This window comes from Streptomyces sp. NPDC043861 (genome assembly GCF_056435905.1).
The window spans coordinates 104,447-129,220 of sequence record NZ_JBWKDP010000010.1; the positions used below are offsets into that span (position 1 = coordinate 104,447).

Genomic DNA, 24,774 nt, shown 5'->3' on the forward strand with positions numbered 1-24,774 from the left:
CGTCCGTCCGTGGCGATACCGGGCGTGGGCTGCGGGACCAGCAGGCGTGGAAGCGGTCCGGTCCGGCACGAGGTGCCGGACCGGACCGCTTTTGTGATCCTCGTCTGTGGGGGCAGGGCCCTGTAGGGAGGGGGTCGGTCACGAGATATCTTGATGTCGAGCAATGTTGCAGACGTGGAGAGCGGAGCACCCGGTGAGCGACTCGACCATCATCTACACACACACTGATGAGGCGCCGGCCCTGGCGACCCATTCGTTCCTGCCCGTGATCCAGGCCTATGCCTCGACGGCCGGGGTCCGTGTGGAGACCCGTGACATCTCGCTGGCCGGCCGGATCATCGCCGGCTTCCCCGAGTACCTCGAGGAGGGCCAGCGCATCGACGATGCGCTCGCCGAGCTCGGCGAGCTGGCCAAGACGCCCGACGCCAACATCATCAAGCTGCCGAACATCTCGGCCTCGATCCCGCAGCTGAAGGCCGCGGTCGCCGAGCTGCAGCAGCAGGGCTACGCGCTGCCGGACTACCCCGACGACCCCAAGACCGACGAGGAGCGCGACATCCGCGCCCGCTACGACAAGGTCAAGGGCAGCGCCGTCAACCCCGTGCTGCGCGAGGGCAACTCCGACCGCCGCGCGCCCGCCTCGGTCAAGAACTACGCCAAGGCCCACCCGCACCGCATGGGCGCCTGGTCGGCCGACTCGAAGACCAACGTCGCGCACATGACCGCCGACGACTTCCGTTCCACCGAGAAGTCCGCGGTCATCGCCGAGGCCGGCACGCTTCGCATCGAGCTCGCCGGTGACGACGGCAGCCACACCGTGCTGCGCGAGTCGGTTCCTGTGCTCGCGGGCGAGGTCGTGGACGCCTCCGTCATGCGCGTGGCCGTGCTCCGTGAGTTCCTGGCCGCACAGGTCGCCCGTGCCAAGGCGGAGGGCGTGCTGTTCTCCGTGCACCTCAAGGCCACGATGATGAAGGTCTCCGACCCGATCATCTTCGGACATGTGGTGCGCGCGTTCTTCCCGAAGACGTTCGCGGAGCACGGCGAGGCGCTCGCCACGGCCGGCCTGACCCCGAACGACGGCCTCGGCGGCATCCTCAAGGGCCTGGAGTCCCTGCCCGAGGGCGCTGCGATCAAGGCGTCCTTCGAGGCCGAGCTCTCCGAGGGCCCCGCCCTGGCCATGGTCGACTCCGACCGCGGCATCACCAACCTGCACGTGCCGAGCGACGTCATCGTCGACGCGTCCATGCCGGCCATGATCCGCACCTCCGGCCACATGTGGGGCCCGGACGGCAACGAGGCCGACACCCTCGCCGTCATCCCCGACAGCAGCTACGCGGGCATCTACCAGGCCGTCATCGACGACTGCCGCGCGAACGGCGCGTACGACCCGTCGACGATGGGCTCGGTGCCGAACGTCGGTCTGATGGCGCAGAAGGCCGAGGAGTACGGCAGCCACGACAAGACCTTCGAGATCGGCACCACGGGCACCGTGCGGGTCCTCGACTCGAACGGCAACGCCGTGATCGAGCAGACCGTCAGCGCCGGCGACATCTTCCGCATGTGCCAGACCAAGGACCTGCCGATCAGGGACTGGGTCAAGCTCGCCGTCACCCGCGCCCGCGCCACCGGCAACCCGGCCGTCTTCTGGCTCGACGAGGGCCGCGCGCACGACGCGCAGCTGATCGAGAAGGTCAAGGCGTACCTCACCGAGCACGACACCACGGGTCTCCAGATCGAGATCATGTCGCCGGTCGACGCGATCAAGTTCTCCCTGGAGCGCATCCGCCGCGGCGAGGACACGATCTCGGTCACCGGCAATGTGCTGCGTGACTACCTGACCGACCTCTTCCCGATCCTCGAGCTCGGCACCAGCGCGAAGATGCTCTCGGTCGTCCCGCTGATGAACGGCGGTGGCCTCTTCGAGACCGGCGCCGGTGGCTCCGCGCCCAAGCACGTCCAGCAGCTGGTCAAGGAGAACTACCTGCGCTGGGACAGCCTCGGCGAGTTCCTGGCGCTGGCGGTGAGCTTCGAGCACCTCGCGCAGACCAAGGGCAATGCGCGCGCCCAGGTCCTGGCGGACACGCTCGACCGTGCGACCGGCACCTTCCTCAACGAGGACAAGTCGCCGAGCCGCAAGCTGGGCGGCATCGACAACCGCGGCAGCCACTTCTACCTCGCCCTCTACTGGGCGCAGGAGCTGGCCAGGCAGACCGACGACGCCGAGCTCGCGAAGGCGTTCGCCCCGCTCGCCCAGACGCTGACCGAGCAGGAGCAGACCATCGTCGACGAGCTGATCGCCGTGCAGGGCTCGCCGGTCGACATCGGCGGCTACTACCAGCCCGACGTCGCCAAGGCCTCGGCCGTCATGCGTCCGTCGGCAACGCTCAACCAGGCGCTCGCGATCCTCGGCTGACCCCGAAGACCGCGGACGTCCAAGCCCGTACCGCCCCGGCCGGCTTCACGCCCGGCCGGGGCGGACCCGATCTCACGGCCGGAAGCGGTCCCCTCACGGCAGGGCCTTCGCCCAGTCCGCGAGCGAGTCGAAGTCGGGCCTCGTCAGTCCGACCCGGTGGTCGACATGCAGCAGCAGGGCGGCGGTGAGGTGCCTCTGCTCCACGAACTCACGGTCCAGTCGCGTGATCTCGTCGTCGAACCAGGCGAAGGGCCGTCCGGCCGCGTATGCGAGCACGTACTGCGTCTTCCAGAACGTCCCGCGCGGCGAGGCCCCGTGCATCGCGGGCCAGTCGATGAACGGCAGCTCGGGCAGCCCCAGATGCGGGCCCACCCAGGCGTTCGCCTCGTCCTTCCAGGTCGTCGCCCACACCAGCTCGTACCACCGCGCGAGCGCCAGCAGTTCCTCGCCGTGCCCGTGATGCAGCCACACGCGAAGCGGCTTCTGCTCCGTCCAGCCGTTCGGCTTCATCCGGTGCGTCGTATAGCCCTCGGGCCGGCGCTGAGGCTTCGCGCCGTACGGATTGAGCGGACCGTCGATGTCCATCAACAGCAGCGGCTTCATTCCTTCATGATCCTCTCCGGCCTCTCATGAGGCATCGAAATATCGTATGAGACATCTATGTCTCATACGGTGTATGCTTGTCTCATGGCCATGGATCGTGAACAGGTGCTGCGCGCCGCCGCCGCCCTCCTTGCCCGCAAGTCGACCGCCACCATGGACGAGGTCGCACGCGCGGCGGGCATCGGGCGCGCCACCCTGCACCGGCACTTCGCCGGGCGGGATGCGCTGGTCAGGGCGCTCGAGGACTTCGGCATCCAGGAGTTCGAGTCGGCCCTCGACCGAGCCGCCCTCGACCGCGGTGAGGCGGTCGGCGCACTGCGCCGGCTGATCGCGGAGATGGAGCCGGTCGCGGAGCTGCTCGCTTTCCTCGTCACCGAGAACCAGCTGTTCGAGGGGGACCAGGTCAACGAAGGCTGGGCCCGGCTCGATGCCCGGGTGTCCGCCTTCTTCCGCCGGGGCCAGGAGGAGGGCGAATTCCGGATCGACCTGCCGGCCGTATGGCTCACCGAGGCTCTGTACGGGCTCCTCGGCAGCTGCGCCTGGGCCGTCGTGGACGGCCGGGTCGCCAAGAACGACTTTCAATTCATGATCGCCGAGCTGTTGCTCGGCGGAGCACGACGGAGTGTGGAGAAATGACCACCAGTACCGCCCGGCGCACGAGCGGGACGGACGACACCGTGTACCGCCCCGGGCGCTGGCTTGCGCTGGCGGTGCTGGTCCTGGCCGTTCTGCTGGTGGCCGTCGACGCGACCGTACTCGGTCTCGCGACGCCCTTCCTCAGCGAGGACCTCAAGCCGTCAGGGACGCAACTTCTGTGGATCGGTGACGTCTACTCGTTCGTCATCGCGGGTCTGCTCGTTTCGATGGGCAGCCTCGGCGACCGAATAGGCCGCAAGAAGCTGCTGCTGAGCGGCGCCGTCGCCTTCGGCGCGGTGTCCGTGCTCAACGCGTACGCCACCACGCCCGAGATGATGATCCTCGCCCGGGCTCTGCTCGGTGTCGCCGGTGCCACGCTGATGCCGTCCACGCTGGCCCTGATCCGGAACATCTTCCACGATCCCAGGGAGCGCAGCATCGCCATCGGTGTCTGGGGTGCCATGGCGTCGGCGGGCGCCGCCGTGGGACCTGTCGTCGGCGGTTTCCTGCTCGAGCACTTCTGGTGGGGTTCGGTCTTCCTCATCAACCTCCCCGTCATGGCCGTCCTGGTGCTGGTCGGCATCAAGCTGCTGCCGGAGTCCAGGAACCCGGTCGCCGGACCGTGGGACCTGATCAGTGTCGTGCTGTCCCTCATCGGCATCATCGGCGTCGTGTACGCCGTCAAGGAGGCCGCGAGCCACGGGCTGAACTGGGAGGCCGGCGCCGCCCTGCTCATCGGTGCGGGCGCGCTCCACGGTTTCGTCCGCCGCCAGCTGGCCCTGCCCGAGCCACTGCTCGACATGCGGCTGTTCCGGAACCGGGGCTTCTCGGGTGCGGTCCTCGCCGACCTGCTGACCATCCTCGGACTGTCGGGCCTGGTCTTCTTCCTCTCCCAGTTCCTGCAACTGGTCCAGGGCAGGCCCCCGTTCGAGGCCGGGCTGGCGGAGCTCCCGGCCGCGATCGGTGCGGTGGCCACCGGTCTGGTCGCCGGCAGGTTCGCCCGGCGCTACTCGGTACGGTCCGTGGTGGCCGGCGGCCTCGCGGCAGTCGGCGTCGCCCTCGCCGTGCTGACCGTGATCGGTCAGTCCACCGGCTATCCGCTGCTCGGCGCCGCCCTGCTCGTCGTCGGTGTCGGGGCGGGTTTCTCCTTCACCGTCACCGCCGACGTGATCCTGTCGAGCGTGCCGAAGGAGCAGGCGGGCGCGGCCTCCGCGGTGTCCGAGACGGCGTACGAACTCGGCGCGGCGCTCGGCATCGCCGTGCTCGGCTCCATCGTCACGGGTGTCTACCGGGACTTCGCGACCCCGGCCGGGGTGCCGTCGGGCGTGGCCTCCGCGGCACATGAATCGCTGGGCGGGGCCGTCGATGCGGCGGCCGCACTGCCGCCCGAGCAGGGAACGGCGCTCATCACCGCCGCCCAGGACGCCTTCGTCGACGGACTGAGGTTCGCGTCGGGCGTAGGCGCGGCGGTGCTCCTGGCCACGGCGGTCGCGGCGTGGTTCCTGCTGCGCGGCCAGAAACTGGCGGAAGGGATCGAGCACTGACGCCCGGTTCGGCGTCCCCGGTTCCCGAGACGATGCGGGCCTCCGGCGCTTCTGGCGCCGGCGGCCCGCATCGCGTTCCGTGCTCGCGGCCTCAGGCCGCCTTCGCCTTGGTGGCGTACATGTCCACGTACTCCTGGCCGGACAGCCGCATCACCTCGGCCATCACCGAGTCCGTGACCGCCCGCAGCACATAGCGGTCGCGGTCCATGCCCTCGTAACGCGAGAACTCCATCGGCTTGCCGAAGCGGATCGTCACCCTGCCCGGGCGCGGCATGCCCGCGCCACCCGGCTGGAGTTTGTCCGTGCCGATCATCGCGAACGGGACGACCGGCGCGCCCGTCATCAGGGTCAGCCGGGCGATGCCCGTTCGGCCCCGGTAGAGGCGGCCGTCGGGGGAGCGGGTGCCTTCCGGATAGATGCCGAAGACCCTGCCCTCCTCCAGCACCCGGCGCCCGGTCATCAGCGCCGCGACTCCGCCGTTCGCGCCGTCCCGGTCGACCGGGATCATTCCGACACCGGTGAAGAACCAGGCCATCAGGCGGCCTTTGACGCCCTTGCCCGTCACGTACTCGTCCTTGCCGATGAAGAAGACCGGCCGGTCGCAGACCAGCGGCAGCACCATCGAGTCGATGAAGGTGAGGTGGTTGCCGGCGAGGATGACGGGGCCGTCCCCAGGGATGTGCTGGACGCCTTCCACCCGGGGGCGGAACATCAGGCGCAGGATCGGTCCGAGCACTGCCTTGATGAGCGACAAGCGGGACAACGGGTCCTCCGAAGTCATGGGCGGTCGAGGTACGGCCGGCGAAATCTCTGCAGGTGAGGACGATACTCGCGGGTCCTGGCCGGACGCACATCGGGTTCACACACCAGATACGCAGTGTTGACCTGAGTTTGGCACGCGTTTGCCCTGGGTCTCCCGCGCGTAACGCGTCGCCGCCTAACGTGGAGCGCCGCGCAGGCCACACGGTCGGGTGCGGGACGCCACCATTCCCTTGGACCCCTCGGAGGAACGCTCATGGCACAGGGTGCGGACACAACCCCCGGACGGCGGACCGTCCTGGGCGCGGCGGTTCTCGGTTCGGCGGCCATCGGCATCGGCGCGGGTACGGCGACGCCCGCGGCGGCCGGCGAGCGGCACGGCGCCGGGCACTCGTACCGGGGCCTGCCCGTCCCCACGGTCATCGCGCACCGCGGCGCCAGCGGATACCGCCCGGAGCACACCCTCGGCTCGTACCAGCTCGCCCTGGACATGGGCGCACACGTCATCGAGCAGGACCTCGTGCCGACCAAGGACGGACATCTGGTCTGTCGTCACGAGAACGACATCACGGGCACCACGGACGTTTCCGTACGCCCCGAGTTCGCCTCCCGCAAGACCACCAAGACCATCGACGGCACGAGCATCACGGGCTGGTTCACCGAGGACTTCACCCTCGCGGAGCTGAAGACGCTGCGCGCCAAGGAGCGGATCCCCGGCACCCGCCAGGAGAACACCCTCTACGACGGCCGCTGGGGGATCCCGGCCTTCGAGGAGGTGCTGCGCTGGGCGGAGAGCGAAGGACGCCGGCGCGGACGTCCCGTCTGGCTGCATGTCGAGACCAAGCACCCCTCGTACTTCCGCGGCATCGGCCTCGGTCTCGAGGAGCCGCTCGCGAAGCTGCTGCGCCGGTACGGGCGCCATCGCGCGAACTCGCCCGTCTTCCTTCAGTCGTTCGAGCCGAGCAGCATCCAGCGGCTCGCGAAGCTCGTGTCCTCGCCGCGTGTGGTGCTGCTCTCCGGCGCCGCCACCCGTCCCTGGGACTTCGAACAGGCGGGTGACCCGCGCACGGTCGCCGACCTCATCAGGCCGGAGGGCCTGAGGTGGATCGCCTCGTACGCGCAGGGCATCGGCCCGACCCTGGACCTCATCATCCCGAGAGACGCGAACGGCAGGCTCGGAACGCCCACCACCCTGGTCCGGGACGCGCATGCGCAGGCCCTGGTCCTGCACCCGTACACCATGCGGAACGAGAACTCCTTCCTGCCCGCCGACTTCCGGCACGGCACCGACCCGAACGCGTACGGCGATGCGTTCGGAGCCTTCAAGGTCTACTTCGAGCAGGGCATCGACGGAATATTCACCGACAACCCGGACACGGGTCTGCTGGCCCGCGCCGACTTCGTCGACCGCTGACCGGCCCGCTCCACCGGTCAGCCGAAGGCCGGTCACCATACGGTCGGGTGACAGTGCGGGTTCGTCGAAACCGCGGAACGCGGTGGCGACGTCCCGCCGGTCATGACCTCGCAGTCGGAGCCCTTCCTCCGCCCCTCCGCCCTCACGGGCCCGGCGCCGCCCGTGCCCGCAGGCGTGGGCGCGCTCGTACGGGTGCTGCGGCCGCTCGTGGCGGCGGAGGCCGGTGCCGAGGCGCACGACGGTGTCCTGGACCGCGAGGACATCGAACAGGATGTGTGGGTTCGTCTGCTGGAACGGCTCGAAGCCCAGGGGCCGCCGGCCGACGCGGCGGGCTGGGTACGCAGTGCCGTACGCGACGAGGCCCACCGCGCCCGGCAGCGGGCCCTGCGGGAGCGGCCCTGTACCGACGAACCGCCGGCCGGCCCTGCGGTGTGCCCGGAACGGGCCGCCCTCGTCGCCGAGCGGCGCCTGGCACTACGGGCCGCGGTGGCCCGAACCCCCGGTTCCTGTCCGCGGCTGCTGACGGCGATGCTCTCCCCGACAGACCCCACCTACCGGGAAATCGCAGGACAGTTGGGTATGTCACAAGGAAGTCTGGGGCCCATGCGTTCCCGTTGCCTGGGATGTCTGCGCAGAATGCTGGCGGCAGAGGTTGCCGCTCCTGAACTCCGGGGAAAGGAGCGGTAGACAACCGGGCGACGGATGAGCGGGAGGCATGCCACATGGGCATGAGCGTGAGCATCTCAGCGGCATCGGCGCAGGACGCCGAGCACATCCTCAAGCTGCAGTACCTGTGCTACCAGAGCGAGGCCGAGCTCTACGGCGACTACGGCATCGAACCGCTCGTCCAGACCCTCGAGGACCTGAAGGCCGAGCTCGCCCGCGGACACGCCCTCGTGGCCCGTCTCGGCGACGAGGTGATCGCGTCCGTTCGCGGGGAGATCGACACGAGCGGCACCGCGAGGATCGCCAAGCTCATCGTCCACCCGCGGATGCAGCGCCACGGCCTCGGCGGGCGGCTCCTCGACGCGATCGAGGCGCACTTCGCGGGCGGCTCCCAACTGCCCGCCGCCAAGTGCTTCCAGCTCTTCACCGGTCACCGAAGCGAACGCAACCTGCGCCTCTACCGCAGCCACGGGTACACGCCCGTCTCTGCGGAGGAGACCGGCTCGAAGCTGACGGTGATCACGCTGGTGAAGGCCGTCGGCGCGCCGGGGCCGCTGCCCGGTCAGAGCCGGGGGGAGTACGCGGCCAGCGCCTGAAGGACTGTCCCGCACTTCCTGGTGGACCAGCGCGCGGGGTCCGGTGCTTGAGGTCTCCCAGGGCCGGCCCGGGCCGAGGCGCTCAGTTCCGTGACCGGCGCAGCCACAGGATGCCGGTGACCGGAAGCAGGACCGGGATGAAGAGGTAGCCCATCCCGTACTCGGTCCACACCGTGGCATCCGGGAAGGCGGACGGGTCCGCGAGCGTCCACGAGCCCACCACCAGCACGCCCAACAGCTCTGCGGCGCAGGACACCAGTGCCGCCCTGCGGGCCGTCTCACCCCCGCGCACCAGGGTGTAGGTGATGAACGCGTACACCACCGCAGCGATCGCGGAGAGGGAGTAGGCCAGCGGGGCGCGCTCGTACTCGGTGGCGATCTGGTAGACCGAGCGCGACACCGCACCCACCGACATCACGCCGTACAGCCAGACCAGCAGCAGCCCGGGTCCCCGGACCAGCCGGGTCCGCGAGCCGCCCGGACGCTGCTCGGTGACCCCCGTGACGTCGGTGGTCGAGTCCGTCATCCTCAGGCCTTCCAGATGTCGTAGAGACGCACTTCCAGCACAGCGAGCACCACGGCACCCGCCGCTACTGTCACGGAACCCCAGCGGGTCCGCTCGGCCAGGGACAGAAAGCCGGCCGCCGGTACCGCCGCGAGTGCGCCGATCAGATACGAGACGAAGATCACCGAGCCCTCTTCGGCCTTCTCGCCGCGCGCCAGCTGCACAACCCCGGTCGCCAGCTGTGCCAGGGCGAGCACCGTCACGACCGCCATGCCGATGAAGTGCCAGTCCTTCGTCGGCTGGTCCCGGAACGCGGCGAAACCGCACCAGGCGGCGAGGGCGAGCGCGGCCGCGGAGAGGGCGACCGTCAGGGCGTCGAGCATGACGCCGAGCGTATTACGGGCCGAAAGGCCCGATGCGCTCGCCCCCGGCAGCCCCGGCGCCTGCACGTCCGCCGTCCCGGCGACCCGAGGGGGCGCCCGGTCCGGTGCCTGTACGTCCGAACAGTTCGCGCCGACGCCGCACCGCGTTCCCGAGGGTGGCGGAACGAGGTCGTGGTCTTGACCACATGGACGAGAGTGAACGATCGGCGCGCGGCTGTCGCCCCACGATCGCTGTTTGACATCCGTACAGGTCAGACGGGTAGGGGTGGTGAGGTGCAGGCGACCTCTTGTCCGCAGAACGGACGAAAGTGTTCCGCTATGCGGACGGTTTTGATCCACCCGTCTGCGTGTCTGCTTTACTTGCCCGCATGACCAGGACGAGCAGCCGCACCCTTGCGACCGAGGCGAACACGACGCCCGGTGCTCGTTGTATGTGTCGAATGTGCGCCTTCTGAGGGCCCCTGCCTGAGCCTCGCGCCCCGAAGCGAGACCCGACAGCCACGCCGTGTCCGCCGGACATCCGCCGGACCGAGCCTGCCGCGCGCACCCGCAGCCCACCTGCTCGTCCGTGCACGCCCTGCTGCCCCCGACACGACACACCCGTGCGCGGCGAAACCCCACGCCGTGCACTCGACAGTGACGGAAATCCCTGTGATCACCACTACTGGCCTCACGAAGGTCTATCAGTCGCGAGGCCGCGACGTCACCGCTCTGGACGGCGTCGACCTCCATGTCCGCGAAGGTGAAGTCTTCGGCGTCATAGGCCGGAGCGGAGCCGGAAAGTCCTCCCTCATCCGCTGCGTCAATCTGCTGGAGCGCCCCACATCCGGCACGGTGACCGTCGACGGCATCGACCTCACCGCCCTCGCAGGGCGTGGCAACCGCGCCGGCAGGGAACTGCGCCAGGCCCGCAGTCGCATCGGCATGGTCTTCCAGCACTTCAACCTGCTGTCGTCGCGAAGCGTCAAGGACAACGTCGAGCTCCCCCTGGAGATCCTCGGCGTCTCCGGCGCCGAGCGCTCCCGCCGCGCCCTGGAACTGCTGGACCTCGTCGGCCTCGCCGACAAGGCGAAGGCGTACCCGGCGCAGCTCTCCGGCGGGCAGAAGCAGCGCGTCGGCATCGCACGGGCGCTGGCGGGGAATCCGAAGGTGCTCCTCTCCGACGAGGCCACCAGCGCCCTCGACCCCGAGACCACCCGCTCGATCCTCCAGCTGCTCCGCGACCTCAACCGCCGGCTGGGACTGACCGTGCTGCTCATCACCCATGAGATGGACGTCGTCAAGACCGTCTGCGACTCGGCCGCCCTGATGAGGAAGGGCAGGATCGTCGAGTCCGGAACGGTGAGCGAGCTGCTCGCCACACCAGGCTCGGAACTCGCCCAGGAGCTGTTCCCTGTCACCGGGGACGCCTCGGGGCCGGACCGAACGGTCGTCGACGTCACCTTCCACGGCGAGACAGCCACCCAGCCGGTGATCTCCCAGCTCTCGCGCACCTACAACATCGACATCTCGATCCTGGGCGCCGCGATGGACACCGTCGCAGGCAAGCAGATCGGCCGGATGCGCATCGAACTGCCCGGCCGCTACGCGGACAACGTGGTGCCCGTCGGCTTCCTGCGCGAGCAGGGCCTGCAGGTCGAGGTCGTCGAGAACGCGGCCGGGGACGTCCCCGCGCCGCGACCGGAACTGGTGAAGGAGACCGCCAAGTGACGTGGTCGGAGATGCAGCCGCTGCTCACCCAGGGCACCGTCGACACCCTCTACATGGTCCTGTGGTCCACGGTCGTCACCGTCATCGGCGGACTTCCGCTGGGCATTCTGCTGGTCCTCACCGACAAGGGCGGACTGCTGCAGAACCTCCCCGTGAACAAGGCCGTCGGCGCGATCGTGAACATCGGCCGCTCGCTGCCGTTCATCATCCTGCTGATCGCGCTGATCCCCTTCACCACCGCGGTGGTCGGCACCTTCATCGGCCCCACGGCCATGATCGTGCCGCTTGCCGTCGGCGCCATCCCCTTCTTCGCGCGGCTCGTCGAGACGGCGATCCGCGAGGTCGACCACGGACTGGTCGAAGCGGTCCAGTCCATGGGCGGCTCCATCCCGACGATCGTCCGCAAGGTGCTGCTCCCGCAGGCCCTGCCCTCGATCGTCGCCGCCGTCACCACCACCGTGATCGTCCTCGTCGGCTATTCGGCTATGGCGGGCGCGGTCGGCGGCGAGGGGCTCGGATCCAAGGCAGTCACCTATGGCTTCCAGCGGTTCGAGACCCAGTTCATGCTCATCACCGTCGTCATCCTGATCGTCGTCGTCACCGTCGTACAGCTGATCGGCGACGGAGTCGTACGGCTGCTGGCCCGCCGTGGCCGCACCGCCTGAGCACCCCCTTCCGCTTCACCGGCTCCACCACAAGCCCGAACTCCTTGTCCGGGCGTCAGTACCGCAATTCAGAAAGAGGCACTTTTCGTGCGTAACCACCGTAGGAACGTCAAGCTCACCGCGGCCGCAGCTGCCACCGCCGCCCTCGCCCTCGGCCTCACCGCCTGCGGCACCGCCTCCGACCCGGGCGCCAAGGCCGCGTCCGGCGACAAGGCCGCGGCCGCCGGCGAGCCGCTCGTCGTCGCGGCGTCCCCGACCCCGCACGCGGACATCCTGAACTTCGTCAAGAAGAACCTCGCCGACAAGGCCGGACTCAAGCTGGAGGTGAAGGAGTTCACGGACTACGTCCTGCCGAACACCGCCACCCAGCAGGGCCAGGTCGGCGCCAACTTCTTCCAGCACAAGCCCTACCTGGACGACTTCAACCAGAAGAACAAGACCACCATCGTGCCGGTCGTCAACGTCCACCTCGAGCCGCTCGGCCTCTACTCCAGGACCGTCAAGTCCCTCGAGGACATCAAGGCCGGCCAGACCATCGCCGTCCCCAACGACACCACCAACGAGGGCCGAGCGCTCCAGCTGCTGGCCGCGAACGGTCTGATCACCCTCAAGGACGGCGTCGGCACCAACGCCAAGCTCTCCGACATCACGGACAAGAAGGGCCTGGAGTTCAAGGAGCTGGAGGCCGCCACCGTGCCCCGCGCCCTGAACGACGTCGATGCCGCCGTCATCAACGGCAACTACGCCATCGAGGCCGACCTCGAGCCCGCCAAGGACGCCCTGGCTCTGGAGAAGGCGGAGGGCAACCCCTACGCCAACTTCCTGGCGGTCAGGAAGGGCAACGAGAACGACCCCCGGGTCAAGACCCTCGCCGAGCTCCTCAGTTCCCCCGAGGTGAAGAAGTACATCGAGGACACCTACACCGGTTCGGTCGTGCCCGCCTTCGGCGCCCCCGCCAAGTGACGCCCTTGGCAAGGACCTTGTGAACGAAGGCCCCGCGCACCCCGTCGGTGCCCGGGGCCTTCGGCGTGTCCCCGGCGGACCGACCCGGCCATGCACATCCCTCACCCGATGCTGCATGCTGTGCCTTTACGGCCCTTACGACTACGGCCCTCACAACGGTCCTCGGCATGGAGCTGCGCATGACTACCACCTTCCCGGACGTCTCCATCAGCACGGAGCGGTTGGTGCTGCGCGCGTACGAGGACGCCGACATCCCGGCCCACACCGAGATGATGAACGACGAGATGGTGACCACCTGGACCTCGGTCCCCCACCCCTACACCGAGCGGGACTCCGAAGCCTGGGTGCGCAGGATCGCTCCTGCTGAACGTGTGGAGGGCCGGGGCATAGTCTTCGCCGTCACCGAATTCCTCACCCAGCGGCTCGTCGGCGTCGTGCATCTGCAGAACACCGACTGGCGTGTCCGTGCCACCGAGGCCGCTTATGCGACGGCGCCATGGGCGCGCGGCGAGGGCTACGCCACCGAATCGATGCTGGCCGTCGCGCAGTGGCTGTTCCGCGACCAGAAGTTCGAACGCATCGAGGTCCGCACCGCCGCCGACAACACCGCCTCCCAGCAGGTCGCCCAGAAGATCGGCTGCATCAGCGAGGGCGTCCTGCGCAACGCCTGGATAGCGCGCACCCGCACCGGGACCGGCTGGACCGACATCAGAACCGACCTGATCGTCTGGAGCCTGCTCCCCGAGGACCTGGACGGTGTCGCCGACCAGATGGCCGATACCGGATATTCCTCTTTCGCCGACTGGAACTGATACCAGGTACGCTCACGACCTGCGGCAACGCAAGCGACCTCAGCGACTCAGCGAATTCCAGGAGACAGACGACGATGGCCGACCGGGTCACGGTGATCGGCTGGGACGGTTCCCCCCTGACCTCGGCCGCCAGGTCCGCGCTGTCCGCCGCCACGCTCGTCGCGGGCGCCGCCCATCACCTTGCCCTTCCCGAGGTGCCCGCGAACGCCGAGCGCATACGGCTCGGCAGCGTCGACCTCGCCGCCCGCAGGATCGCGGGACACCGCGGCAGCCCCGTCGTGCTGGCGGACGGTGACCCCGGCTTCTTCGGAGTGGTACGCACCCTGCGCGCGCCCCAGCACGGCCTCGAGGTCGAGGTCGTTCCGGCGGTCTCCTCCGTCGCCGCCGCGTTCGCCCGCGCCGGAATGCCCTGGGACGACGCCCAGATCGTCGTGGCCCAGCGCCGGACGCTCCGGCGGGCCGTCAATGTGTGCCGTGCGCACCCCAAGGTTGCCGTCCTCACCTCCCCGGGCGCCGGGCCCGTCGAGCTCGCCCTCCTCCTCGACGGCGTCCACCGCACCTTCGTGATCTGCGAGGAGCTCGGCACCGAACGCGAACAGGTCACCGTCCTCACCTCCGACAAGGTCGCCGACCACACCTGGCGTGACCCCAACGTCGTGATCGTCATCGGTGGCTCGGCATCCGTCGCCGTGCCGGGGGGAGGCTGGGTGGCGGGCCGTGACCCCCGCTATCCGCCGGCGGTCCGGGGCTGGGCGCTGGCACCGGAGCCGGGCCGGACCTCCGTGGCCGAGGGCGAGTCGGTGCAGCTGCGCGCGGCCCAGCTCGCCCGCCTCGGGCCCCGTCTGGGCGATCTCGTCTGGGACATCGGCTGCGGCAGTGGGGAGCTCGCCGCCGACGCGGCACGCTTCGGTGCCGCGGTGATCGCGGTCGACGACGACCCCGCCGCCTGCATCCGCACCGACGCCACCGCGCGCCGCCACGGCGTCCAGCTGCAGACAATCCGTGGCCGGGCGCCGCACGTGCTCGAGCGGCTTCCCGAACCGGACGTCGTACGCATCGGCGGTGGGGGAGTGCCCGTGGTCACCGCCTGTGCCGACCGTCGCCCCGAATGCATCGTCACCCATGCCTCCACCCGGGACGAGGCCGAGGCCATTGGCTCCGCACTCGTCGAGGGCGGCTATGCGGTCGAATGTGCTCTGCTGCAGTCCGTGGAGCTCGACCCCGGCGACTGGTCCGAGCGGGAGCGCTCGGTCGTCTTCCTGCTGTCCGGACAGTTGGAACGGCGCGACGGGGGCAGTTCGAGGGCCTAGGGCCCCTCGTTTGGATCTTGCCGGGCTCGCGCGCCCGGCGGCGCGCTCGCCGCCTTGCGATCGCACGGACCGGACCCCGCTCACCGATCCAGCCCGATCCAGACGAAAGACCCCAGCGCCGATGTCCGACGCGGCCCGTGACGGGCGGCGGGCGGACGGCGCGAGGGACGTTCCGCGGGAGGGTGGACAGGGCGGCCGGATCCCGCCCCCTGACCCAGGCGCTGTGGCGTGGCGAGGTAGGCTGGCCGACCGTTGTACCGCTGCCGGTCGATCGTCGATTCGTTCGTCAATATCCGGAATTGGGGACCATCTTGGGGTCCCGCTGTGGTACGGCGCGACCGGGGGGTGCGCAACGTGGCGCAGTCCACAGCAAACCGAGGCGAATCCAGCTGCCATGGACGCGAAACGCCACGACAATGCTGGGTGTCCATGGGCTTTCGTGCCGCGCGGCGCACACGCTCGTTCTTGTAGTGACGGGCGCCGCGTGTGTGCCGCGATCGGGCGCCCCGGGCGAAGGTCTGAAGGAACACAACCGATGGGCGAGGGGTACGCATGACTGACACCGGCCAGATCCCGGGCGAGGGGCTGCCGGAGAACGCAGGCATGGTGGAGCAGCCGGGCATCCCCGCTCCTGGCGCGTACACCTTCCTCGACCCCTCCGGAAGCGCTGCCGAATCCGTCGGCGACGACGACGATCTTCTGCTCATGCCCGGCGCGCAGGGCGCGTGGAGCGAGCCGCAGCCGGTGACGCCCACGGTCCTGCCGGCGCAGCCCGCCGCACCGGTCGCTCCCCTCGCACAGGTCGCCACCTCCGTGACCGCTCCTGCTGCTCCCGCCGCCCCCGTGGCGCCGCAGGCTCCACCTGCGCGTTCGGTCATGGACGGTGTGGCTCCCGGCGCTGCGACGGCCGCTGTTCAGGCGGCGGTGCAGCACGCGGCGCCGCAGTCGGTCACTCCGGCAGCGGGTGCGCCGACGGTGCCCGCCCCCGGAACGGTCGCCCCGGAGGCGGTGGTTCCCGAGTCCGCCGTGCCGGCGGCCCAGGAGGTCCCGGCGGCCACAGAGGCACCTGAGCCCGTGGCGTTCGCGCCGGAACAGGGCCTGCACACACCTGCCGTGCCGCAGCAGGCGGCTGCGGAGCCGCCGGTGCAGGAGGCCGCGTCGTACCCGGCCCTCGGGCACGAAGGCGTGCCGCACCAGGCCGCGGTGCACGAGGCGGGGGCCCACGAGAACGGGGCGTACGAGACGGCGCACGAGACAGGGGCTCACGAGGCCGGCGGCCGGGACTCGGGCTCGCTCGACCTCGGCGGCACACGTGTCCCGGCCGCCGCCGTGCCCGCGGCCACCCACACGCCGCCCCCGGGGCGCCGTCCGCTCCACATGGGCCCGCCCATGCCCGATGCCACCGGCGGAGTCGTGCGTTCGCTGGCCGACCGCGGTCCCGCCGGACGGCCCGGCAACGGATCCGGTCATACGCCGCCGCACCCCATGCCGGTCCGCCACCCGGGCCCGCCCACGACGGGCCCCGAGTACCTCGACGTACCGCGTGAGGAGCCGGCGGTCGCCGCCGCGCCACAGAGGGGCGAGACCCCGCCGCAGGGGGCCGCACCCTGGACCCCCGTGCCCGTGCCGTCCGCAGGCGCCGCGCCGGCAGAAACGGTCGGCCCGGAAGTCTCCGCCGTTGCCGACACGACCGCCGCGGTAGTGGCCGACGCCTCCGCCGAGATCCCCGTCGCGCCTGCCGAGCCCGTCGCCGGCGAGCCTCCGACCACCGACGGCTCCCTCGCCGGCACCGTGCACCCGGACACCGCGCCGGTGGCCGCGGTCGCCGAGTCCGACGCACACACGCAGGAAGCCGCCGTCCCCATGCAGGAGACCGCCGTCCCCGTGCAGGCGGCCGCGGCACCCGAGTCGGTGGCACCCGAGCCGGTGGCTGTGGCACCCGAGCCGATGGCACCCGAGCCGATGGCACCCGAGCCGGTGGCACTCGAGCCGGTGGTCCATCCGGCAGTGGAGGCGGAGACCGCCCCCGTCGAGGAAGCGGTGCCTTCGGATCAGGCCGCTGTCGCGGAGGTCGCGGAGCCCGCGTCCGAAGCACCCGCGTCCATGGCCGACGCCGACGCGCATCCTGTGCCGGTCGCCGTCGTACCCGCTCCGCGCAATGGCGGTGACAACGACAATCCGGCCGCCGAGGCCATGGGAACGCCTGCGGGTGAGCCCGAACTGCTCGATGAAACGGTGGAACCGCAGATGGCCGAGGAGCCCGCGTCCCAGCAGCCGGCGGAGTCCGTCGCCGTCGAGGAGGCGCCCGCGACCACCGGCGCCCGCGCCCCCGGCTACGACGACGCCGAGCGCGAGGCGGTTCTCCGGGTCATGCACGAGCGCCGCGACATCCGCAACGGCTTCCGCGGGGACCCCATCCCGCACGAGGTACTGCTGCGGGTCCTCGAAGCCGCGCACACCGCGCCCAGCGTGGGGCACTCCCAGCCGTGGGACTTCGTGGTCATCCGCTCAGCGGAGACCCGTCGCACGATGCACGAACTCGCCCAGCGCCAGCGCGACGCGTACGCCAAATCGCTGCCCAAGGGCCGCGCGAAGCAGTTCAAGGAACTCAAGATCGAGGCCATCCTCGACACGCCGGTGAACATCGTCGTCACCGCCGACTCGACCCGCGGCGGCCGCCACACGCTCGGCCGGCACACCCAGCCGCAGATGGCCCCGTACTCCTCCGCACTCGCCGTCGAGAACCTGTGGCTCGCCGCGCGGGCCGAGGGCCTCGGCGTCGGCTGGGTCAGCTTCTTCGACGAGCGCGAGATGGTCCGCGCTCTCGGCCTTCCCGAGCACCTCGAGGTCGTCGCATACCTCTGCGTCGGATATGTCGACGAGTTCCCCGCGGAGCCCGAGCTGATGCAGGCGGGCTGGTCCAAGCGCCGCCCGCTGTCCTGGGTCGTCCACGAGGAGACGTACGGACGCCGTGCGTTGCCCGGCGAGGAGCCGCACGACCTGCTCCAGGAGACCGTCTCCAACATCCGTCCGCTGGACGCCAAGGCGCTCGGTGAGGCGTGGGAGCGGCAGAAGCGGATGACGAAGCCCGCGGGGGCGCTCGGCATGCTGGAGATCATCTCGGCGCAGCTGGCCGGACTGTCCCGGATGTGCCCGCCGCCGATCCCGGAGCCCGCGGCGGTCGCGATCTTCGCGGGTGACCACGGGGTGCACGCCCAGGGCGTCACCGCATGGCCCCAGGAGGTGACCGGCCAGATGGTCGCCAACTTCCTCGGCGGGGGAGCGGTCTGCAACGCCTTCGCCAACCAGGTCGGCGCGGAGGTCTGCGTCATCGACGTCGGCGTCGCCTCCGACCTGCCGGCCACGCCCGGACTGCTGCCGCGCAAGGTCCGCCCCGGTACCTCCGACTTCACGACGGGTCCCGCGCTCAGTCGCGAGGAGGTCCACTCGGCGATCGAAGTGGGCATCGAAACCGCACGTGATCTCGTGGCCGCCGGCAACAAGGCACTGCTCACCGGTGAGATGGGCATCGCCAACACCACGGCGTCGGCGGCACTGATCTCCGTGTACACGGGGGTCGACCCGACGGAGGTCACCGGGCGCGGCACCGGCATCAACGACGAGATGCACGCCCGGAAGGTGGACGTCGTCCGGCGTGCGCTGGAGCTCCACCAGCCCGACCCGGCCGACCCGGTCGGCGTCCTCGCGGCGGTGGGCGGCCTGGAGCATGCCGCGCTGGTCGGTTTCATCCTCGGCGGCGCGTCGCTGCGTACGCCGGTCGTCCTCGACGGCGTCTCGGCGGGCGCCGCGGCGCTGGTCGCCCGGGCGGTCGCGCCGGAGGCCCTCGCCGCCTGCATCGCCGGGCACCGCAGCGCGGAGCCGGGTCATGTGGCGGCCCTCAACAAGCTGGGGCTGCGTCCGCTGGTCGACCTCGACCTCCGCCTCGGCGAGGGCACGGGCGCACTGCTGGCGCTCCCATTGGTGCAGAGCGCGGCCCGTGCGATGCACGAGGTGGCGACCTTCGACTCCGCGGGCGTCACGGAGAAGTAGTAGCGGCGGGTCCGCTGCGCGGTGCCGGAGCCGGTTGTCGTACGGCCCGGTACCGGTTACGGGGCCGGTGCGTCCGTCCTCGAGCGCCGGGTGGGCCCTGTGCGTGGGTCGTCCGGCCGGGTGGTCGGGGTCGGCCCGTGCCGGTCAGTTGCCTTGGGGCCGCTCCGGGACTCGTCTGTCCGGGACGGCCCGACGGGCGGCGGGGCGCAGGCCCCACCGCAACGGCACTGCTTGGCCGGCCCTCGCGGCGCTCCCTCAGGGCGATGTCCCGGGGGCAGGGCCGGCGGGAGCACCGGTGGCCCCTGGGCCGGGTCACAAGCCGCCGCTCCCGAGGAGCCGAGCCCGGAGGGGCCCCGCAGCACCACCCACCCAAGCACCACCCACCCGGCCCCTTCGCGGTCCGCGGACGAAATCCTGGTGAGGCTCACCCCACGACCCGTTGAACGCGCAACGGAGTGCGGAGCACGAACAGCCCTGGGAATCTCGTTCCTGTACAGGGATGTTGGACGGACCGAGGTCGCTCAGTCCGTGCGGAAGCCTTCGCCCTCCTGGCCGTGCGGCATGGGCGGGCAGTCGTGGAATGCGGAAGAGACGGCCTTGTTCAGCACCGGGTCCGCGAGCGGAGGCCCGTCGTAGCCGTCGACGGTGACGAACACGAATCCAGTCCGGATCCCGTCCACCTCGGTCTCCACGGTGCACTGCCCAGTGAGATCCTGCCCTCGGCTCCAGTCGCAACCCACGGCGTCCAACGCGGCCGTGAACCGGGAGTACGTCACTTCCGACGGATGGCTGACCATCGTTCTCGCCTGACCGTCGGGAACCGCGATCTGCCCATGCCACACCGGGACGATCACCTGGACCACCAGCTGACAGCTGCAGACGACCAGCTGCAGACTGCCGTAGCCGAACCAGCGCGGCCAGGGACGCTTCTGGTACACGGGGTCACCGATGAAGGGCGGCCCCCACGTCTCCGCCAGCTCGGGCAGCGACGCATTGCAGCCGACCGGCCCGATCCTTGCCGTCAGGCCGAACTCTGCCAATATGCGGGTCGCAGTCATGGTGAGGATTATGGCAGCAGACACTCTGAGCTGCGGAAACAGAGCGCCGCCAGGAGGTCGGCACTGGGCAGCGCATGGCCGCCGCTCTGCGGCCCTGTCAAGATCATTCAGGAACTCCGGTCAGGGCCGGTGCAAGAGTTCTCACCAGTCCGGGGGAGACGGAGGACGGACCCACCGGAAGCCCGCCCGGAACCGGACACCCCACACCCACCGGTGGTACCCCGCACCCGTCCGGGCACCGCACCCCGCAGGGGGCAAGGCGGCGTCCCGCCGTGAGTCCCGGGCCGGGAGACCCGGCCGGGGCCCGGGGGCAAGGGGGCACGGGGGCGAAGCCCCCGTAAAGTAATCCCCGTCCCCACCAGCCGCTTCACCGTCGCAGCGGCCACGCACCGCCGCCCCGAGGAGCCGCACTGCCATGGCTGAGCACGCCGAGCACCCCGCCTACCCCGTAGGACTCCGCCTCTCCGGGCGCCGCGCCGTCGTGATCGGCGGCGGCCAGGTCGCCCAGCGCCGTCTCCCGGCGCTGATCGCGGCCGGTGCCGACGTCACTCTGATCTCCCCCTCCGCGACCCCCTCCGTCGAGGCCATGGCGGAGGCCGGCGAGATCGCCTGGACGAAGCGCCGCTACGAGGCCGGGGATCTCACCGACGCCTGGTATGCGCTCGTCGCCACCAGCGACCCCGTCGCCAACGAGGCGGCATCGGCCGAGGCCGAGCGCGGCAGGATCTGGTGCGTACGTGCCGACGACGCCGACGCAGCCACTGCCTGGACCCCGGCCACCGGCCGCAGCGAGGGCGTGACCGTCGCCGTTCTCACCGGCAAGGACCCACGCCGTTCCGCCGCCGTACGCGACGCCATCGTGGAGGGGCTGCGCGACGGCTCGCTCGTCGCCCCCCACCACCGCAGCCGTGCCCCGTTCGTGGCGCTGGTCGGCGGCGGGCCGGGCGACCCGGACCTGATCACGGTCCGCGGGCGCAGGCTGCTCGCCGAGGCCGATGTCGTCATCGCCGACCGGCTCGGCCCGCGCGACCTGCTCGACGAACTCCCCCCGCACGTCGAGGTGATCGACGCCGCGAAGATCCCGTACGGCCGCTTCATGGCCCAGGAGGCCATCAACAATGCGCTCATCGAGCACGCGCAGGCGGGGAAGTCGGTCGTCAGGCTGAAGGGCGGTGACCCGTTCGTCTTCGGCCGCGGCATGGAGGAGGCCCAGGCCCTGGCCGAGGCGGGGATCGCCTGCACGGTCGTCCCCGGTATCTCCAGCTCCATCTCCGTCCCCGGCGCCGCAGGCATCCCGGTCACCCACCGGGGCGTGGCGCACGAGTTCACGGTCGTCAGCGGCCATGTCGCGCCGGACGACGAGCGGTCCCTCGTCGACTGGCAGTCCCTCGCGAGACTGCGTGGCACCCTCGTCATCCTCATGGGTGTCGACAAGATCGGCGCGATCGCCGAGGCGCTCATCGCCCACGGCAAGTCCCCCGACACCCCGTTGGCCCTGATCCAGGAGGGCACCACCGCTGCCCAGCGCCGGGTCGACGCCACACTCGCGACGGTCGCGGAAACCGTCCGGGCCCATGAGGTACGGCCGCCGGCGGTCATCGTCATCGGCGAAGTCGTCGCCGTCGGCCCGGCCGCCCCGCAGTCGTGACCAGCGGGCGCCGGTCCTGAAGGCGGCCCCCAGTCGTAACCAGCGGTAACCCATCCATGCCCGAGCCGTTGGCACCACTCCCCGGACAAGGCAGTATCACCCTGTGGCTGATCTCATCACCGTCGACGACCCCGACGATCCGCGCCTGCGCGACTACACGGGCCTGACCGACGTCGAACTGCGGCGCAGGCGCGAGCCCGCCGAGGGCCTCTTCATCGCCGAGGGCGAGAAAGTCATCAGACGGGCCAAGGACGCCGGTTACGAGATGCGCTCGATGCTGCTCTCGGCCAAGTGGGTCGACGTCATGCGCGACGTCATCGACGAACTACCGGCCCCCGTGTACGCCGTGAGCCCGGAGCTCGCCGAACGCGTCACCGGCTACCACGTGCACCGCGGTGCGCTCGCCTCCATGCAGCGCAAGCCACTGCCGGAGGCCGATGACCTGCTCCGGAACGCCCGCCGCGTCGTGATCATGGAGTCGGTCAACGACCACACCAACATCGGCGCCATCTTCCGCAGCGCCGCCGCGCTCGGCATGGACGCAGTGCTGCTCTCGCCGGACTGCGCGGACCCGCTCTACCGCCGCTCGGTGAAGGTGTCGATGGGCGCGGTCTTCTCCGTCCCGTACGCCAGGATCGGAGCCTGGCCCAAGGGCCTGGAGGCGGTGCGGGAGGCGGGCTTCAAGCTCCTTGCCCTGACCCCGGACGAGAAGGCGTCGGCCATCGACGAGGCTGCCCCGCACCGCATGGACCGGGTTGCACTCATGCTGGGAGCGGAGGGCGACGGGCTGTCCCGGCAGGCCCTGATGGCCGCCGACGAGTGGGTACGCATCCCCATGGCGCACGGCGTGGACTCGCTGAACGTGGGCGCGGCGGCCGCCGTTGCGTTCTACGCCGTCGCGACGGGCCGTCCGGAAAGCCGGTGAGGTGACCCGGAAGGGTTCACCGGCCGGCGGTGGCGCGGGGAGACCCCGTGCCACCGGAGCAGCGGACCGGCCGGCACAGGGCTGCGTTCGCCGCTCTAACCGCGCAGCCCCTGTGCCACGGTGATCCCCAGGGCGACGACGAGCGTCACGACGACGAACACGAAGATCCGCTGACGGAGCAGCCGGGGGTTGGCGGGCCTGCGCCCGGTGGATGTCGTCCGCACCCCCGGGCGTGAAGGCCTCCGCCCCGTACCCGAGCCTCCCCGGGACGGTGACGGTCGCGAGCCGCCCGTACGCGGAGCCGACGGGCGCGACACCCGGTCCCTGGGCACGGGTGCACCGGTTCCATGTCCCTGGGTGTTCCGCTCCGTGTACCGCGCGGTGGGCCGCCCCGCGGACAGGTCCTGCTCCTTCCGGTCCCGCTGCGCCGGCGGGCGGGCCTCCGGGAGCCCCTGGGCCTCGCGGGCCGCGATCTCCTTCAGCCGCATCGACAACTGCAGCGTGCTCGGACGCTGGTCCGGGTCCTTGGCCAGGCACGCCCGCAGCAGCGGAGCCAGCGCGTCGGGGACGCCGTACAGCTGCGGCTCCTCGTGCACCACCCGGTAGAGCATGACCTCGGAACTGCCGTGTCCGAAGGGCGAGTCGCCGGTCGCGGCGTACGCAAGGGTCGCCCCCAGCGAGAAGACGTCGGTGGCCGGTGTGACCACCGCACCGCGCACCTGCTCGGGTGCGAGGAAGCCGGGCGAGCCCACCGCCGTACCGACATGGGTCAGCGTGGACGCCCCGGTCGCCCAGGCGATGCCGAAGTCGATGATCCTCGGCCCCTTGGGCGACAGCAGGATGTTCGACGGCTTCAGATCACGGTGGACGACCCCGGCCTCATGGACGGCCACCAGTCCCTCCGAGAGGGCTGCCCCGATCGCCGCGGTCTCGGCCGCCGACAGCGAGCCGCCCTCGACCACCTTGTCGTGCAGCGAGGGTCCGGGGACGTACTGCGTGGCGAACCAGGGCCTGTCGGCCTCGAGATCCGCGGCAACGAGCCGGGCCGTACAGCCGCCGCGGATGCGGCGTGCGGCGGACACCTCACGGGCGAACCGCGAACGGAACTCCTGATCCTCCGCCAGATCCGGACGGATCACCTTCAGCGCGACACGCTGCCCGCGGCGGTCGGAACCGAGGTACACGACCCCCATCCCGCCCGCGCCGAGGCGCCGGTGAAGCCTGAACGAGCCGACAACACGCGGGTCCTCGCGCCGGAGCCGCATCATCGCCATGTCCATCCCCGCCGGCCGGTGTCCGTTGTCCGTTTGACGTGGCACAGCTTACGTATCCGTAGCCCGGTGTGCTCATAGGCCGCGCCCTCGTCGGCAGATCGATTGTCAGTGCTGGTCGTGAAATGTGAGGAGTGGTCAGGAAGCCCCGGTTTCCAGGGCTGCTGACTCTCGAGTCAGCCCAATCGTCCGCCGGACAAAGGGGGTTGGGTCGATCAACGGCGACGGGGTGAAGGCGGCCGCCGACCCGCGGGATGCGACGGGGTGTTCGAAGGGACAGCGAGCCGGGTGAGCGCCGGGGCGCAGGTCACGGTGTGCCGGGCGGGAGGGAAGTGATCGAAGTCACTCCGGACCGCCCCGCCGCGGTGGCCGACCGGTGCCAAAGTGCGGCTCGGCGGTGGGTGCCCGACGGGGACCCCTCCGGGTGGACCCCCACGATCGGGTGCGCGTCTCCACCCTGGGGAGTACGTCGACGGTGGTCGGCTCATCCTCCTGGAGGCCCGGGATTAGGTACGCGGGCATGACGCGTGGGTGCGCCGGCGTCCCTACTGTTGAGGTCAAGCGGCGGGTGCACCACTCGTCCCCCGAGGTCGGAGACATCCGCCGCTGCCAGACACGACAGGAGAGGACCCATGGCGGACACTGCATCGCGGGCCGTGATCCGCACGCAGGGACACAAGGCGTTCGCCGCGTTCGGCGGCCGCCGGTCCGGTCGGCGTCACCCGCTGGTGGCGACGGCGATGGTCCTCCCTCTCGCGACCCTGCTCGTTGTCGTCTTCGGCGGCTGGGAAGCGGTGGTCACACAGGCGTCGTCCGTGGGCGTGATGCTGGGGCGCTGAGCGG

The 24,774-nt window shown here is 70.7% G+C and carries 21 protein-coding genes; 15 read left to right on the top strand and 6 right to left on the bottom strand.

Going from position 1 to position 24,774, the window contains the following annotated elements:
* The first annotated feature begins 193 nt into the window (after nucleotides 1–193).
* On the top strand, nucleotides 194–2,413 hold the full coding sequence (locus AC068D_RS22920; RefSeq protein WP_478824894.1) for an NADP-dependent isocitrate dehydrogenase: 2,220 nt from the start codon (nucleotides 194–196) through the stop codon (nucleotides 2,411–2,413).
* A gap of 93 nt (nucleotides 2,414–2,506) precedes the next feature.
* Here the strand turns inward: AC068D_RS22920 and AC068D_RS22925 are convergent, their stop codons facing one another.
* The gene (locus AC068D_RS22925; RefSeq protein WP_478824895.1) at nucleotides 2,507–3,016 is read right to left on the bottom strand and encodes an HAD domain-containing protein; all 510 of its coding nucleotides are present in this window, start codon (nucleotides 3,014–3,016) and stop codon (nucleotides 2,507–2,509) included.
* 84 nt (nucleotides 3,017–3,100) lie between these two features.
* On the opposite strand from AC068D_RS22925, the gene AC068D_RS22930 reads away from it, so the two are divergent.
* Together AC068D_RS22930 and AC068D_RS22935 are read left to right on the top strand one after the other, a co-directional pair.
* Nucleotides 3,101–3,652, top strand: a complete 552-nt coding sequence (locus tag AC068D_RS22930) for a TetR/AcrR family transcriptional regulator (RefSeq protein ID WP_478824896.1) — start codon at nucleotides 3,101–3,103, stop codon at nucleotides 3,650–3,652.
* The gene (locus tag AC068D_RS22935; protein WP_478824897.1) at nucleotides 3,649–5,196 is read left to right on the top strand and encodes an MFS transporter; all 1,548 of its coding nucleotides are present in this window, start codon (nucleotides 3,649–3,651) and stop codon (nucleotides 5,194–5,196) included. The genes AC068D_RS22930 and AC068D_RS22935 overlap by 4 nt, the downstream gene beginning before the upstream one ends.
* Nucleotides 5,197–5,287: 91 nt before the next feature.
* Here AC068D_RS22935 and AC068D_RS22940 read toward each other — a convergent pair whose 3' ends face one another.
* Complete coding sequence (locus AC068D_RS22940; protein ID WP_478824898.1) at nucleotides 5,288–5,977, bottom strand: lysophospholipid acyltransferase family protein; 690 nt, start codon at nucleotides 5,975–5,977, stop codon at nucleotides 5,288–5,290.
* Nucleotides 5,978–6,211: 234 nt separating this feature from the next.
* Here AC068D_RS22940 and AC068D_RS22945 point away from each other — a divergent pair, with 234 nt between their 5' ends.
* The 3 genes from AC068D_RS22945 to AC068D_RS22955 all read left to right on the top strand — a co-directional run bounded on the left by AC068D_RS22945 (nucleotide 6,212) and on the right by AC068D_RS22955 (nucleotide 8,631).
* Nucleotides 6,212–7,369, top strand: coding sequence for a glycerophosphodiester phosphodiesterase (locus AC068D_RS22945; protein WP_478824899.1), 1,158 nt, complete (start codon nucleotides 6,212–6,214; stop codon nucleotides 7,367–7,369).
* Between the two features lie 102 nt (nucleotides 7,370–7,471).
* Complete coding sequence (locus AC068D_RS22950) at nucleotides 7,472–8,056, top strand: sigma-70 family RNA polymerase sigma factor (RefSeq protein ID WP_478824900.1); 585 nt, start codon at nucleotides 7,472–7,474, stop codon at nucleotides 8,054–8,056.
* Nucleotides 8,057–8,091: 35 nt separating this feature from the next.
* Entirely contained in the window at nucleotides 8,092–8,631 is a 540-nt protein-coding gene (locus AC068D_RS22955; RefSeq protein WP_478824901.1) for a GNAT family N-acetyltransferase, read from the top strand.
* A gap of 82 nt (nucleotides 8,632–8,713) precedes the next feature.
* Here AC068D_RS22955 and AC068D_RS22960 read toward each other — a convergent pair whose 3' ends face one another.
* Both AC068D_RS22960 and AC068D_RS22965 read right to left on the bottom strand, forming a co-directional pair.
* A complete protein-coding gene (locus AC068D_RS22960; RefSeq protein ID WP_478824902.1) occupies nucleotides 8,714–9,157 on the bottom strand; it encodes a hypothetical protein in 444 nt (147 codons plus the stop codon).
* Between the two features lie 2 nt (nucleotides 9,158–9,159).
* A complete protein-coding gene (locus AC068D_RS22965) occupies nucleotides 9,160–9,519 on the bottom strand; it encodes a hypothetical protein (protein WP_478824903.1) in 360 nt (119 codons plus the stop codon).
* Nucleotides 9,520–10,170: 651 nt separating this feature from the next.
* Between AC068D_RS22965 and AC068D_RS22970 the strand changes: the two genes are divergently transcribed.
* From AC068D_RS22970 to cobT, 6 genes are all read left to right on the top strand, one after another.
* Nucleotides 10,171–11,229, top strand: coding sequence for a methionine ABC transporter ATP-binding protein (locus AC068D_RS22970; RefSeq protein ID WP_478824904.1), 1,059 nt, complete (start codon nucleotides 10,171–10,173; stop codon nucleotides 11,227–11,229).
* Nucleotides 11,226–11,894, top strand: coding sequence for a methionine ABC transporter permease (locus AC068D_RS22975; protein ID WP_478824905.1), 669 nt, complete (start codon nucleotides 11,226–11,228; stop codon nucleotides 11,892–11,894). Before AC068D_RS22970 ends, AC068D_RS22975 begins: the two co-directional genes overlap by 4 nt.
* 87 nt (nucleotides 11,895–11,981) lie before the next feature.
* A complete protein-coding gene (locus AC068D_RS22980; protein ID WP_478824906.1) occupies nucleotides 11,982–12,857 on the top strand; it encodes a MetQ/NlpA family ABC transporter substrate-binding protein in 876 nt (291 codons plus the stop codon).
* Between the two features lie 167 nt (nucleotides 12,858–13,024).
* Nucleotides 13,025–13,669 (top strand): GNAT family N-acetyltransferase, encoded by a 645-nt coding sequence (locus AC068D_RS22985; protein WP_478824907.1) that lies wholly within the window; start codon nucleotides 13,025–13,027, stop codon nucleotides 13,667–13,669.
* A gap of 74 nt (nucleotides 13,670–13,743) precedes the next feature.
* On the top strand, nucleotides 13,744–14,979 hold the full coding sequence (gene cbiE / locus AC068D_RS22990) for a precorrin-6y C5,15-methyltransferase (decarboxylating) subunit CbiE (protein ID WP_478824908.1): 1,236 nt from the start codon (nucleotides 13,744–13,746) through the stop codon (nucleotides 14,977–14,979).
* A gap of 552 nt (nucleotides 14,980–15,531) precedes the next feature.
* On the top strand, nucleotides 15,532–19,029 hold the full coding sequence (gene cobT, locus AC068D_RS22995) for a nicotinate-nucleotide--dimethylbenzimidazole phosphoribosyltransferase (RefSeq protein WP_478824909.1): 3,498 nt from the start codon (nucleotides 15,532–15,534) through the stop codon (nucleotides 19,027–19,029).
* Nucleotides 19,030–19,550: 521 nt separating this feature from the next.
* On the opposite strand, the gene AC068D_RS23000 is transcribed toward cobT, so the two are convergent.
* Nucleotides 19,551–20,087 (bottom strand): hypothetical protein, encoded by a 537-nt coding sequence (locus AC068D_RS23000; protein ID WP_478824910.1) that lies wholly within the window; start codon nucleotides 20,085–20,087, stop codon nucleotides 19,551–19,553.
* A 415-nt stretch (nucleotides 20,088–20,502) separates the two neighbouring features.
* Here AC068D_RS23000 and cobA point away from each other — a divergent pair, with 415 nt between their 5' ends.
* A complete protein-coding gene (cobA, locus tag AC068D_RS23005) occupies nucleotides 20,503–21,735 on the top strand; it encodes a uroporphyrinogen-III C-methyltransferase (protein WP_478824911.1) in 1,233 nt (410 codons plus the stop codon).
* A gap of 103 nt (nucleotides 21,736–21,838) precedes the next feature.
* On the top strand, nucleotides 21,839–22,660 hold the full coding sequence (locus tag AC068D_RS23010) for a TrmH family RNA methyltransferase (protein ID WP_478824912.1): 822 nt from the start codon (nucleotides 21,839–21,841) through the stop codon (nucleotides 22,658–22,660).
* Nucleotides 22,661–22,755: 95 nt separating this feature from the next.
* Here the strand turns inward: AC068D_RS23010 and AC068D_RS23015 are convergent, their stop codons facing one another.
* Entirely contained in the window at nucleotides 22,756–23,934 is a 1,179-nt protein-coding gene (locus tag AC068D_RS23015) for a serine/threonine-protein kinase (protein WP_478825066.1), read from the bottom strand.
* Nucleotides 23,935–24,563: 629 nt separating this feature from the next.
* On the opposite strand from AC068D_RS23015, the gene AC068D_RS23020 reads away from it, so the two are divergent.
* A complete protein-coding gene (locus AC068D_RS23020; RefSeq protein WP_478824913.1) occupies nucleotides 24,564–24,770 on the top strand; it encodes a hypothetical protein in 207 nt (68 codons plus the stop codon).
* The last annotated feature ends 4 nt before the right edge of the window (nucleotides 24,771–24,774 follow it).

What these genes read in the sequence shown, in the direction of transcription:
- AC068D_RS23020 (WP_478824913.1), top strand. Translation starts at nt 24,564, where the DNA reads ATGGCGGACACTGCATCGCGGGCCGTGATCCGCACGCAGGGACACAAG.
- AC068D_RS22960 (WP_478824902.1), bottom strand. Translation starts at nt 9,157, where the DNA reads ATGACGGACTCGACCACCGACGTCACGGGGGTCACCGAGCAGCGTCCG.
- AC068D_RS22965 (WP_478824903.1), bottom strand. Translation starts at nt 9,519, where the DNA reads ATGCTCGACGCCCTGACGGTCGCCCTCTCCGCGGCCGCGCTCGCCCTC.
- AC068D_RS22925 (WP_478824895.1), bottom strand. Translation starts at nt 3,016, where the DNA reads ATGAAGCCGCTGCTGTTGATGGACATCGACGGTCCGCTCAATCCGTAC.
- AC068D_RS23015 (WP_478825066.1), bottom strand. Translation starts at nt 23,934, where the DNA reads ATGGCGATGATGCGGCTCCGGCGCGAGGACCCGCGTGTTGTCGGCTCG.
- cbiE (WP_478824908.1), top strand. Translation starts at nt 13,744, where the DNA reads ATGGCCGACCGGGTCACGGTGATCGGCTGGGACGGTTCCCCCCTGACC.
- AC068D_RS22950 (WP_478824900.1), top strand. Translation starts at nt 7,472, where the DNA reads ATGACCTCGCAGTCGGAGCCCTTCCTCCGCCCCTCCGCCCTCACGGGC.
- AC068D_RS22985 (WP_478824907.1), top strand. Translation starts at nt 13,025, where the DNA reads ATGGAGCTGCGCATGACTACCACCTTCCCGGACGTCTCCATCAGCACG.
- AC068D_RS22945 (WP_478824899.1), top strand. Translation starts at nt 6,212, where the DNA reads ATGGCACAGGGTGCGGACACAACCCCCGGACGGCGGACCGTCCTGGGC.
- AC068D_RS23000 (WP_478824910.1), bottom strand. Translation starts at nt 20,087, where the DNA reads ATGACTGCGACCCGCATATTGGCAGAGTTCGGCCTGACGGCAAGGATC.
- AC068D_RS22930 (WP_478824896.1), top strand. Translation starts at nt 3,101, where the DNA reads ATGGCCATGGATCGTGAACAGGTGCTGCGCGCCGCCGCCGCCCTCCTT.
- AC068D_RS22940 (WP_478824898.1), bottom strand. Translation starts at nt 5,977, where the DNA reads ATGACTTCGGAGGACCCGTTGTCCCGCTTGTCGCTCATCAAGGCAGTG.
- cobT (WP_478824909.1), top strand. Translation starts at nt 15,532, where the DNA reads ATGACTGACACCGGCCAGATCCCGGGCGAGGGGCTGCCGGAGAACGCA.
- cobA (WP_478824911.1), top strand. Translation starts at nt 20,503, where the DNA reads ATGGCTGAGCACGCCGAGCACCCCGCCTACCCCGTAGGACTCCGCCTC.
- AC068D_RS22935 (WP_478824897.1), top strand. Translation starts at nt 3,649, where the DNA reads ATGACCACCAGTACCGCCCGGCGCACGAGCGGGACGGACGACACCGTG.
- AC068D_RS22955 (WP_478824901.1), top strand. Translation starts at nt 8,092, where the DNA reads ATGGGCATGAGCGTGAGCATCTCAGCGGCATCGGCGCAGGACGCCGAG.